The organism is Sedimentibacter saalensis (genome assembly GCF_007830175.1).
Lineage (GTDB): Bacteria > Bacillota > Clostridia > Tissierellales > Sedimentibacteraceae > Sedimentibacter > Sedimentibacter saalensis.
In genome coordinates this window covers 59,937-72,640 of record NZ_VLKH01000012.1, presented here as the reverse complement: position 1 = coordinate 72,640, position 12,704 = coordinate 59,937, and the positions used below count along the sequence as shown (strand labels likewise).

At 35.4% G+C, this 12,704-nt stretch carries 11 protein-coding genes; 7 read left to right on the top strand and 4 right to left on the bottom strand.

Annotation, left to right across the window (positions count from 1 at the left end):
• The first annotated feature begins 236 nt into the window (after positions 1 to 236).
• From LY60_RS15920 to LY60_RS15900, 5 genes are all read left to right on the top strand, one after another.
• A complete protein-coding gene (locus tag LY60_RS15920) occupies positions 237 to 3,287 on the top strand; it encodes an SIR2 family protein (RefSeq protein ID WP_145086182.1) in 3,051 nt (1,016 codons plus the stop codon).
• Positions 3,288 to 3,644: 357 nt separating this feature from the next.
• Positions 3,645 to 4,382 carry a hypothetical protein gene (locus LY60_RS15915; protein WP_145086179.1) on the top strand — a complete coding sequence of 246 codons (738 nt, stop codon included), beginning with the start codon at positions 3,645 to 3,647 and terminating at the stop codon, positions 4,380 to 4,382.
• A gap of 391 nt (positions 4,383 to 4,773) precedes the next feature.
• On the top strand, positions 4,774 to 5,019 hold the full coding sequence (locus LY60_RS15910; RefSeq protein WP_145086176.1) for a hypothetical protein: 246 nt from the start codon (positions 4,774 to 4,776) through the stop codon (positions 5,017 to 5,019).
• A 3-nt stretch (positions 5,020 to 5,022) separates the two neighbouring features.
• A complete protein-coding gene (locus LY60_RS15905; protein WP_145086173.1) occupies positions 5,023 to 5,628 on the top strand; it encodes a Cap15 family cyclic dinucleotide receptor domain-containing protein in 606 nt (201 codons plus the stop codon).
• Positions 5,621 to 6,685, top strand: a complete 1,065-nt coding sequence (locus LY60_RS15900; protein ID WP_145086170.1) for a nucleotidyltransferase-like protein — start codon at positions 5,621 to 5,623, stop codon at positions 6,683 to 6,685. The genes LY60_RS15905 and LY60_RS15900 overlap by 8 nt, the downstream gene beginning before the upstream one ends.
• Positions 6,686 to 7,759: 1,074 nt before the next feature.
• On the opposite strand, the gene LY60_RS15885 is transcribed toward LY60_RS15900, so the two are convergent.
• Genes LY60_RS15885 through LY60_RS15870 form a run of 4 tightly spaced genes read right to left on the bottom strand, consistent with a single transcriptional unit; the run spans position 7,760 to position 10,325 of the window.
• A complete protein-coding gene (locus tag LY60_RS15885) occupies positions 7,760 to 8,056 on the bottom strand; it encodes a hypothetical protein (RefSeq protein ID WP_145086325.1) in 297 nt (98 codons plus the stop codon).
• 5 nt (positions 8,057 to 8,061) lie between these two features.
• Complete coding sequence (locus LY60_RS15880; protein WP_145086167.1) at positions 8,062 to 8,826, bottom strand: ABC transporter permease; 765 nt, start codon at positions 8,824 to 8,826, stop codon at positions 8,062 to 8,064.
• A gap of 12 nt (positions 8,827 to 8,838) precedes the next feature.
• Positions 8,839 to 9,564, bottom strand: a complete 726-nt coding sequence (locus LY60_RS15875) for an ABC transporter permease (protein ID WP_145086163.1) — start codon at positions 9,562 to 9,564, stop codon at positions 8,839 to 8,841.
• Entirely contained in the window at positions 9,561 to 10,325 is a 765-nt protein-coding gene (locus tag LY60_RS15870; protein WP_145086160.1) for an ABC transporter ATP-binding protein, read from the bottom strand. Before LY60_RS15870 ends, LY60_RS15875 begins: the two co-directional genes overlap by 4 nt.
• A 150-nt stretch (positions 10,326 to 10,475) precedes the next feature.
• Between LY60_RS15870 and LY60_RS15865 the strand changes: the two genes are divergently transcribed.
• Positions 10,476 to 11,177 (top strand): response regulator transcription factor, encoded by a 702-nt coding sequence (locus LY60_RS15865; protein ID WP_145086157.1) that lies wholly within the window; start codon positions 10,476 to 10,478, stop codon positions 11,175 to 11,177.
• A 4-nt stretch (positions 11,178 to 11,181) separates the two neighbouring features.
• Positions 11,182 to 12,540: a sensor histidine kinase gene (locus tag LY60_RS15860; RefSeq protein ID WP_145086155.1), complete on the top strand. Its 1,359-nt coding sequence runs from the start codon at positions 11,182 to 11,184 to the stop codon at positions 12,538 to 12,540.
• Positions 12,541 to 12,704 lie beyond the last annotated feature (164 nt).

Here is a 12,704-nt window from a genome sequence, read left to right as displayed (position 1 = left end):
TTTTAAAGAAATAAAAATTATATAAAACACATTATAAAATAACTTAAAAAATCGTGCCTATGATGGAAAAAATGACAATTATTTGTAAATTATTGTATAATGAAGTATAATTAAAAATGTAATTGATATTTGCAGGATTATATTATGAGATTATTACTGAAATTTTAAGAGCTTAATAACTCAAATGTTAATAAAACAAAGGAATCATAGACAGGAGGTATAAAAAAGTGCGTTACATGAATCAAAGTGATTTTATTCGTACATTTAAGATTATGGGGAAAAATAGTTTTGACTTTTTCCTTGGTTCTGGTGCATCTGTACAAGCAGGTATACCCACTGGCGGAAATCTTGTTTGGTATTTTAAACAACAGATTTTCTGTTCAAATACAAATACATCGTCTGAATTTATGAAGGATCTTCAATCTAAACAAGTCAGAATTAAATTGCAAAATTATTTTGACAGCACATTAGATAATCCTCCCCTATGGTCTCCTATTGAATATGCTTATTATTTTGAAAAATGTTTCCCCACAAGTATTGCTAGAGAAAAATTTATACAGGACTTGGTTAGAGACAGAAAGCCATCATTAGGACATCTCTGTTTAGGACATCTAATGATTAATGGGTTTGTACAGAGTGTATGGACAACAAATTTTGATTCATTGGTTGAAAACGGTATAAGTATGTTATCACCAACACAGTCTTTCAAAGTGCATAGTTCCGCTAATCAAGCTAATGCCACTATGACTGGAGATGAATCTTTTATAAAAATATATAAATTGCATGGAGATTATAGATACGATAAAATAAAAAATACTACACAAGAGTTGCAAAGTCTTGAAAACTTGATTAGTGATAAATTCGTAAGACAAATTAATGGAAAAGGAATAATTGTAATAGGCTATTCTGGTAGCGATGAGTCTATTATGTCAGAATTAGAGAACAATTTTGAATCATTAAAGTATGGATTGATATGGATGATTCAAAAAGGTGGAGAAATTAACGAACGTGTAAGAGAATTGATGGAAAAAATCTGTCAAGTTAATGAGTTGTCAGCAATTGTAGAAATAGATGGGTTTGATGAAATATTATATCAATGTTATCAAGCTGTAGAGATTTCCAATGAATTAATTGATGGACAATGGAAAAATTTTCACAAGAGAAAATTGCCTATTACCTTTATGGCAAAACACCCGGATCATTTTATCAAAACAAATACGTTTTTGGCTGAAGAAATACCTATGTGTATGTCCTTTCAGACAGACATTACATCTTGGAAAGAGCTTCGAAGAGTAAACGTAGGAAATAAAATTATTGCGGCATTATATTCTGGACGCATATATTGTTTAGAGAATGAGGAAGATATTAATAGTGTATTTAAGGGACATATACTTTCTAAAATAATAGAAGATAGTATTCCAGCTAAAGATTTATATCGTGATAATTCAATCTATATAGGAATGTTATATGATCTTATTTCAGATGTTTTATGTAGAAGAAAGAATATTAAACCATTTGACAAATTAAAATTTTACCTGTTGAATTCAAGAACAGAGTACATGGAAAACTATTGGAAGTATGATGCTTGTGAGATGTATATACATTATGAAAACTCTAAGTTTTATTTGTCATTGCTTCCTACGGTTTATATGGAACAAAAGGATGGATATAAAATTGAAGATACACAGAAGCAGACGTTAATTAATGACATAATGTCTAAATTATATAATAAACAATATAACGAAAAATTGTATTTATGGAATAATCTTTTAATTGTACAAAATAAAGAAATCATATTTGAAAAGAAGAAATTCATATTACGTTTTTCGAAGGTTTGCTTAAGTAGCAATGGACTAGATAGAAAATTATCATGGCCAAACATTGATTCGTATCAATTTGAAGAGCCTAAGATGTCATTTAATGTGGATAAGGATGATAAAAAAGTAACAATTAATCAGATAAAAGGGTTAATTGCTTATGCGCCAATAGATGTGTCATTTTCTAAAGGTATAATAAGAGCATCAATAAGAATCAGTATTATAGCACCAGATCAACAAGTTGATAAGTTAATATCTCATTTAAATAGATTGAAAAATAAGGGAACATTGAAAAATTCAAATGATGGATTCCTTCAGCCATATTCAGGTTTTGAATCAATTTATAGAAGAGGTTTGGATATTCCTGATAAAGATGATAAATTGAGATGTTTAATTTATGATGAAAAGAAAGCCTTAGCAATTTCTAGAAATGCTTTTGTAGCAATGCTAAAAAGAGGTATTGATAAAATCGCAACTAATTCTTTGGAAACTGATGTTTTAATTATATATATTCCAAATAAATTTAAGCGATTCCGTGAAGACATAGATGGAATTAATGATTTTAATCTACATGATGCTATTAAACTTTATGGAACGGATAAAGGTGTGAAAATTCAGTTTATAGAAGAAAAGTCAATTAACTATTATGATAATTGTAAGGTTATGTGGGGACTATCTACAAGCTTATATGCTAAAGCAAATGGAGTGTTGTGGCATCCAGCATTTTTTGAATCAGATACTGCATTTGTAGGAATTAGTTATGCGTATTCTCAGAAAAAAGGTATTTCAATAGGATGTAGTCAATTATTTGATTGTACTGGTACTGGAATTAGACTTATTATGAGAAAAATTGAAAATCCTCAATTTAAAGGACACAATCCATATATGAAATGCGATGAAGCAAGGGCAGTCATGAGCTCCTTACGCGAACAATACTATCGTTCTTCGCCAACGCAAAGACTTAGTCGAATTGTTGTTCACAAAACAACTCCTTTTACGAACGAAGAAATTAAGGGATTTACACAAGCACTAGAAGGCATTGATGATATAGAATTATTGCAAATTCAAGAATTGTCACCATGGCGAGCTATTCGCTTTGGAGAAAGAGCAACAGATGGGGCTGCTAATTTTGCAATTAAAAGAGGAACAACTATCAAGGTAACAGATGACTCTTTTTTGATTTGGACACATGGAACAATTCAGCATGAGGATTTAAAAGGTAAAATGAATTATTATAAAGGTGGCCGAGGTATTCCTTCACCATTGTTAGTTAGGCGCTATTATGGAAAAGCTTCAGGTGAAACTTTGGTTAATGAGATTCTGATGCTTACAAAAATGAATTGGAATAGTGGAGATAGTCTATATAAGGTATTACCGGTTACGTTAGATTTTGCAAAGGTACTATCTAGGATGTCGAAACAAGAAGAAGTTATTTATAACCAAGCATATGATTTTAGATATTTTATGTAGAACGTAAGAAAACATTTACTGTCTGAAGAACATGTTGATTTCTTTTTAAATAAACTTGGAATCAAGTTCATTGATTAAGTTATTTAGGAAAAAGGACTCTTGAATTTCTTTGTAATTCATGTCAGGAAACTCAAACTTAGAACTCATTGGTAATAGCCTTATCTCTTTAATTTTGGGGTTATTTTAGATGAGACTAGATAATTAATAAAAACAACTTGTAAAAGGACTCAATTTTGAGTTCTTTTTTATGTAAAATTAAATGTAAAATGAAAATGCATTACATTTTACATTTTAGATGTAAAATGCTTTACAAAAATTGAAAAATATGCTATTATTAAGATAGAAGGAGTGGTGAAAATGGAAATTAAACTACGTCTTAAAGAACTTGGTATTAAACTTTTGGAGTTTGCAAAAGAATTAGATATTTCAAGACCAACTCTTGACAATTACATTGCACTATATGAAAAGGATGAAGATTTACCTTCTGAAAAATATCAAATAATTTTTGAAAACTTATTTGATGATGGAATTGAAACAAAAGAAGAGTTTGAAAATGTCTTGGCTAGCTATCGCCATCTAATTCAGCGAGATAAGATTCTTGGTGTTAAAGAGTTAAGTGTTGAAAAAACTGATTTGTTAAGTGATTTAATAGGCTTAATAAAGAGAGATATTGAGTCTGAAGACTACTGTAAAGATATATATGCATTTATCAATATGCTTGTGCGTAGTTACAAAGATATTCCAACATATAGACGATTTTCTGACTACTTTCTCTATCTTAATGGGAAAAAAGATATTAATGATATCGTTGAAGAAGATAAAGCATTTTATGCTAATCTGTATGATTTAATGAAAAAAGACACTGAAAATAGGTTGGTTTATGACTCAGAGTTGTTTAGTTTGTTTGAGAATAGAGTTAATGAGATTTTAATCACGCAGAATGAACAAGAAGAAGATTTGACTGAAAAAATAATGAAAGAAAAGTTCGATGAATTGGTTAGAAAAGCTATAAAAGATAAGATTAAGCAAGGGTATGATGTTAAAGATATCGACCCAGAAACATTGTTTGATTCTATTGATTTATCGGATTTGTAGTTGTGTCTCGAAAGCACGAGATGCTATATATAGTATGCTGGATAATTGAATGCACTATATATTGACAAAGAGTGTGGGTTCATGTATTCTAAAGATAGGTAAGTCTAATGACTTAATATAAGAAGAAAAAGAAAAAGCCCTCAACTGTTGGTAGCAGTTAGGACTTCCACAAGCCTGTTAGCTTGATTTCTCGCAACTTCATTCTAGCAGATTAGTTAACTATATGCAACCGAAACGTTTGTTCGTTTTCGGGTAGTTGACTGTGATTTTCTTTGACTTCTTCCTAAATCAAAACAAAGGAGGAAGTTTTTTATGAGTGGATTTGTCTGAATTTTGAATAATCTTTAAGTCGATTATCAACTAAACATGATTATTCAAAGGAGATAAAATAATGAACAACAATAAGAAAACAAGTAAAGAAGTTAGTTCTTTAGCATCGAATATTTTAAAAGATAGTAACTCTTCAAAAATTCAAAAGACATTAGCTGGTTCTGCACTTTCACAATCAAATACTAAGAATCAAACAGGCAGTAAGATGGAAAGTGTTGCCTCAAAAGTACTACAAAGTGACAAATATAGTGATACAACAAAAACTTTAGCTGGCAGTATTTTAAGCCAGTCTAATAAAAAGAGGTGACAGATGCACAGTTATGATGTTTCAGGTCACCCTAAAGAAAAAGTCATATTTTTTATAGCAATCCTATCAGTGACAATGTCTGCTTGGCTTAATGATTCAGTAGACTTATTTGCACAGCTTTTAGAAAAACCAATATCAATAACAATCTCTTTGGCGACTACTTTTGGAATATTGTATTTTTTATTTTCAAAGTTTCTATGGAAGCATAAGTGGTTCGCCAAAATTTTCAAATATCCTAACTTGAACGGTAAATATTCTATTGTAGGCAAGTCCTTTAAGAAAACTACCGGTGAAACCTTTGATTGGGGGGGAATACTACTAATCAAACAAGATTGGGATAAAATTTTAGTTTCAATGAAATCAAAAGACTCGTCCTCAGAATCATTTAGTGTACAGGGGAAGATAACATATTATCCTATGAAAGGGTATGAGTTAAATTATTCATACGACAATACTCCTAACAACAATATAGCAGAACTTCATAAGCATGTTGGTAACTGTACAGTAAGTTTTAATGAAGATACTGAAACTGCAATTGGCAACTATTATAACGACATGAAAAATCGTGAAAACTACGGTAGTATGGAACTTAGGAGGATTAATGGCTAAAAATTATTCAAATAGATTATTAGAACTTAGAAGCAGAAAGAATGATATTAACATTCTTCAAGAAAGCTATGGATATAAAGGTTATACTATTGATAGCTATAAACAGTTTATTAAAATGGCTTCAGAATCAAATGATATTCAAAATTATTTCATTGAAGCAATGGCTCCAGTAGATGACATTTACACGAAAAATACTTATAAGGAAGCTGATAGAGTTAAAAATCAGCTTGATAAGATTAAAACTTCATCACTCAATTTTGAATATGAGTATCAAGGTTCAGTTTCTAACAATACTCACATCAAAGCACATAGTGATATTGATGTTTTAGTCATAATTGATAGGTACATTGCATTAGAACATCCTCTAGTGCCATCAAATCCTTATCAAGGTAATCCTATAGATGATTTGATGGAGTTGAGACTTACAAGTGAAAAACATCTGACATCTGCATTTCCACAAGCAGACGTTGACTGTAGTGGTGCTAAAGCTATAGGTTTGTCTGGTGGGTCTTTAAGAAGGAAAGTCGATGTAGTACCATCAAATTGGTTTAATACAGTTGATTATGATAGAACTAAATTAAAACACTACAGAGGGATTCAAGTTTTAGACAAGTATAAAAAAGAAAGAATACTAAACACTCCTTTTTATCACAATTTTCTGTTAGATATTAAGGATAGAAATACAAGTGGTAATTTCAAGCGTATTGTAAGGCTTTTAAAAACACTAAAAGCAGATTCAGACCAAGATATATCACTAAGTAGCTATGATATTGTTGCAATTGCTTATAATATGGAGACTTCTAAATACTATACTGGAGATAAGTATATTCTTCTATTAAAGAATGTGTATAGCTATTTAAATGATTTAGCTTTAATGCCATCTACAGCAAGAAACAATATTGATGTTCCAGATAAAAGTCGAAAGATTTTTAACGAAGCTAGCAAATATACAGGCTTAACCAGGTTAAAAGATGAAGTTGAAGAACTGCTAAAATCATTGATAACATCATACGGTTTAAGTGATTATTTAGTAGAGTACAAAGCTATAGCAGTGTAATTAACCAAATTCTAAACAAAAGAGACAGTTCTAAAAAAGCTGTCTCAATTTTTTATAAACTCTGTTTAATACCTTAAGTGCTATTACAGAATTACAACAAGTCTCTTGTTGCTTCTTTAGAATGATAGTATCAGCATCCACGAAAATCTCAATCGGGTCTTTTATATAGATTCCTAGTGTTCGTCTTAATTCTATCAGCATTACGATTCTTCTGAGCTAATCAATTTTCCTAACTATTCCTGTAGCTTTCATTTATTGCCCTCTTTTTCCTTATAAATGAATTCCTAATCAATACCAATTGCTAAAATATGATAAAATAGATGCGAAAACATTATAAGCAAGCATTTCATAGGAATACATGATATAATTCAAAAATAAAAACTCAGCGAAGTATTGGTATCATTGAGCTTGAGTTCAACAGAGAATGTGTCTGTGATAAACACTCAAGGCACGTTGAAGCTGTGATTCTGATGACACGTTGTGGTCAAAACGATAAATAAGACACTCTAAACACAATATGTTGTGGTTTTGAAGCAAAAAATGGGTAAAAATCAGGCTGAATAATGCCCGATTTTTGCTCTGGTTTTTAGGGGGAAATATAGATGACATAGCGTAATAAATGATAGAGATAGAGATTCAGGCATTTGCTCTGCGAGTGCAAAGGATTATAGAGGTTACGAGCAACCTCGTAGAAAGCGAGGTAAACCAAATGCTTTTTAGAAATGCAGGGCATAAAAAGAGATTTCAAAGTATCTGTAAATTCGGTCTGTTTCCGAAGCTATAAGAAAGCTACGGATATGCAGCCGCTATTTTTTTACTCTCTGCAGATGCGTTTGTTTGGAATGAGACAAAAAATTGTGTGTGTAGACAGCCAACTCATTCATTTTGAAGCTATCCGCATTCATGGTGTGGATTTAGATGGATATGTCATCTTTCATATGGCAAAGGAGCTTTACTCTGGAAAGGAACATATTATAATTTCTGAACTAAGTGATCCGGCGCTGATAAACGATAAGCTACTGAGACCTATCGTTAATTCCTTTTTAGTAAGTCGTTATGGAATCAATATCCTAATTATTGAAGGAAGTTCAGGAACAAAGCCAGAACAACAATTCCAACTATCATCAGTACCCAAAAGACACTGATTGCCGTAGAAATAATATTTACGGCACTACGGCTTTCGCTGCTCCGTACACAGATAACGGAAAGGCACAGAGCCACAAGAACAAAGACGATATTTGCTCCCGCCCAAATACTGCGTACTCCCTCTGAAAGAGTAATTTTGAGTAGCGTTGGGAGAAAGGTTGCTAGTGGCAGGGCACTAACAACCAGTGCTGCCACACTTAATTTTTGAAGTTTTTTATTTTCTATCATATTTACCTCATTTCTTTCTTTCCAAATTGGGTGACAGCCAGCACAAGAACCAGCACAAAGATCAGTATCGCGCAAGGCAGGAACGGTATCAGCGAAAATGCAGTATCGGGGGATGATGCTGTGAAATCATGCAGCGAACAGGACACCAGATAGCCGCTGTAACAATACGAATAAGCAATCCAGAACGGTGTGTTAGCCACCAAGACGCCGGGGATGACAAGGAGCAGGTTTAAACCCACAGAAAGCAATGGATTATCAAACAGAACCGTAATCGCCCACATGGTTGCCAAACAAGGCAGCGTGGTAAGGAACAACCCCGCGCACCATTTCAGAAGATAAAGCACTGGAAGCGTTTCAGTAATACCCATTGAGCTTGTTGCAATCAACCCGGCAATCATGAATACTACAAGGAAAACTACCATTTCCATGAAAAGATAAAACATAAGTACACAAAATTTTGCCAATGAGAGCATATAACGACTGATTGGCAGAGCCAGCATTTTTAACATCCCATTGTTTTGTGTTTCCCGTCCTGAAATCATCACGCAGACTACAATCATAGAAAATGGTAGCAGATAGTAGGCATAGACCAAAGCACTCTGAATGAACATGGCAGGCCAGGCATTGGTATATTCAGGCGTAAAATAGCTGCTCAAATTGGCGATTCCCGACGCCACCACCAACAATGGGGCAACGAAAATCAGGGGAATAATATTAGAGCGTTTCACTTTCATAAACTCAATTTTGAGCAATTCTAAAAAGTTCATCAGTTTACCTCCTTACTCATAGCGCAGGTTTTTTGCCATCCATAATCCTGCGCCAAGGAAAAGGACTGTTTCGATTATAGATACAATAGTAACTGCCATATCAGGCTGTGCGCTCATAGCTACTGCAGGCTTTAGCATTATAACAAAGGGATGAATAAGCAGCAGCCCCATATCTGATGTTGCCAAAGCCATGCCGCTTAAAAATCCGGCTATCCCTACTCCGAGGGGAGCCCACATATTTTCAAAGCGCGAGGAAACCAATAACATAAAGGACAGTACCGGCATGGAAGTAATAAACGAATACCCGGCGAAGGTTATCAGCGTCCCTAATTCAAACGCCCCTTGTGGCAAGTCTGTCATTCCAATTTGCGCCAGTGCCAGATTTTGCAGGGTGATAGCCACCAAAAACATCACGGTTATGATCAAAAATTTACAAAAGTACATAGCCGGAACGCTTATAGGAAGCATATATATTTTTTTGACTGCATTGCCCTTAAATTCCATGTTGTAGACTATACCGGCGGCTACTATGATGGCAAACATATTTAGTATCATAATCATGCCGTAAAGTTGGGTCAGCAGAACATCCATTGGATCTAACGGCAGGTTCAAAAGCGTGTCTTTTCGCACAAGGAAGTTGACAAAAGCGTATGCAGCACCCAAAATACCAACCGCTAACAATACGGGAATAGTGCCTGTCCGTTTCTCTTTTCGAAGCTCGATTGCAAGTGTCCTCATAGCTTTGCTCTCTGCTTTCTTGCTGTATTGTCCTTTTCAACCATTGAAAGGAACACATCCTCCAGATTGTCCGCAGCAAACCCGGACTGTAATGCGTTTTGACGTAAATCATCCAAGCTACCCTCAAACAATAAACGCCCGTGATTGAGAATACCAATGTCGTCCGCAATCAATTCAATTTCAGAGAGCATATGCGATGAAATTAAAATGGTGCAATCGTAAAGGTTGAGCAAGGATTTCACCAAATTACGGATTTCATGGATACCGGACGGATCAAGCCCATTTGTCGGTTCATCCAGAATAAGGATAGGCGGACGCCCCAACAACGCCCCGGCAAGGCCTAAACGCTGTTTCATACCCAACGAATACTTCTTTGCCAGACGGTCGCCAAACTCGGTAAGACCAACTAATTCCAAAGCGTCCTCTACCGAGCTTTTGGACAACCTCAAAATCCGGCGGATAATGTCAAGATTTTCCCGGCCTGTCAGGTTAGCATAAAACGAGGGCGATTCAATGAAAGAACCAATCTCTTTCAGTATTACCAGTCGATCATCTGGAAAGTGCTTCCCATCAATGGTAAAGCTGCCATTTGTAGGGACGGTCAGCCCCAACAACATTTTCATAGTAGTGGATTTTCCTGCTCCATTCGGGCCGATGAAACCGTAAATACTGCCTTTCCGAATGTGAAGTGAAACATCGTTAACGGAAGTGAAATTTTTGTATTTTTTCGTCAACTGTTCTGTTGTGATAATATAGTTCATATGAAACATCTCCTTTCGATACTCCTATGATGATACAACGCCATCCTGACATCTACATTCTCGCGTCCTTACTTTTACCTTACTTTTCAGCGAGGCGATACTTTAAACAAGCAATCTATGTTATAATAATTCTCAGATGGAGGTGATGCTGTGGACAATTCATTTTTTAAAACAAAAAAAATCATGCTGGTTGACGACGAGCCGGATTTGCTTAAAATGGTGACGGCCATCCTGACGGACGACGGGTTTGAAAATATCGTTATGGCTGCTTCTGTCCGAGAGGGCATTGCAGCTGCAAAAGAAGAAAAACCTGATTTGGTAATTCTGGATGTTATGCTGCCGGATGGGGATGGTTTTTTGCTCATGGAACAAATTCGCTCGTCTACTGATGTTCCGATTATTTTCCTTACAGCCAAAGACGAAGCTGCGGACAAGTTGGCAGGTTTAGGTCTCGGCGCAGATGATTACATTGCAAAACCATTTATGCCGAAGGAATTATTATTGCGCGTTTATGCAGTCTTGCGCCGTTGCTATAAAGAGGATGCCCCACTGTTGAAGTTGGACAGTTGTACAATTGATTTCAGTCGTGCAGAGGTAAGCAGGAGAGGTGAAGTCATTCCTTTAACAGCAAAAGAACATACTCTGCTTGAAACACTCGCCCGGAATGATGGAAAAATTGTCACTGTGGACGCGCTTTGCGAAGCTCTTTGGGGGGATAATCCTTTTGGGTATGAAAACAGTCTAAATGCCCATGTACGGCGCATAAGGGAAAAGATAGAAACAGACCCGTCAAAACCTGTTTCCCTTATTACGATCAAGGGATTAGGCTACAAATTGAATACAAGGAAGTGACGCTATGAAATCATTTGGAAAGTATATATCTAAGCACCTGGTATCTTTTGCAGGCTTTATTCTTGTGTTGCTGTTTATCAATATTATTGCCTTTGGATGGACTTTTCATAGTGTTATTAAAGAGGACTATGGGGCTATATCACCTAATAATATGTTGGAAGAAGTTGCCGCAGCGTCTACATTGGATGGACTATCAGATGAAGCCCGCAATAAATTGGAAAGCAATCATATTTGGGCTATTTTCCTCAATGTAGCAGGAGAAACCATGTGGTCTGTTAATGCTCCGGAAAACATTCCGGTGGATTATACCGTTACGGATGTTGCTAAATTTTCAAGGGGCTATCTTGAAGATTATCCTGTTTTTGTTTGGAATACCGATAGCGGGCTGCTGGTATTGGGCTATCCGAAAGACAGCTATACCAAACTTACAAGCAATTATTTTTCTATTCAAGCGATTAGAACTCTGCCGCTTTATTTTTCAGGAATGTTAGCGTTTGATCTGCTTCTGCTGTTTTTCTCTTATCATTTGTCGAAGCAGAAAATCATCAAGAGTACAGAGCCGATTATTTTATCCATTGAAACACTCTCCAATGGTAAACCAGTATCTCTTTCTATCGGCGGCGAATTATCGGAAGTGGCTGACAGTGTAAATAAAGCTTCTAAAATTTTAAGTAGGCAGAACGAAGCCCGCGCTAATTGGATTAGTGGAGTATCCCATGACATACGCACCCCACTCTCTATGATTATGGGGTATGCTGGACGCATTGCGACTGATGAAACCGTAAGCGACACCGTAAGGGAACAGGCTGAAATTGTACGAAAGCAAAGCGTTAAGATGAAAGAGCTGGTACAGGATTTGAATTTAGTATCGCAACTGGACTATGAAATGCAGCCGTTACACAAGGAGTCTGTTCGGTTATCAAAGCTACTGCGTTCCTATGTGGCAGAATTATTCAATACGGGTGTTTCCGATATTTATTCCATTAATATTAAAATCACTCCGGTTGCTGAAACAGCCGCAATAGACTGTGATTCCCGTTTAATCTCACGGGCTGTAAGCAATTTGGTACAGAATAGTATGAAACACAATCCGCAAGGCTGTAATGTCAAGCTGTCCCTTGATTGCTCGGATGCTTCCCTTATCCTTATTATCGCTGATAATGGTATTGGATTATCGTCTGAAAAGCTGCAAGAGTTAGAGGAAAAACCTCATTACATGAACAGCACTGATGAAAGGCTGGATTTGAGACATGGTTTAGGGCTACTGCTTGTCCGGCAGATTGTGGAAGCCCATGAGGGAACAATGCAGATAAAGAGTGTTGCTAATCATGGATTTACAACAACCCTGATCTTTCAAAAATGAGCAGCTTGTTATGGGAAAACCAAGAAAAAGTGCGTGAAAAGTGGGCAAAATTTGCCTACACTGCTTCTGATGATAAAGATTATCAGGTTGATTTTTACAATTAACAAACTGTGGCGTTAAAGGAAATTCCTATTCTGTGTATTAAGCGGTCATTATCAAGACAA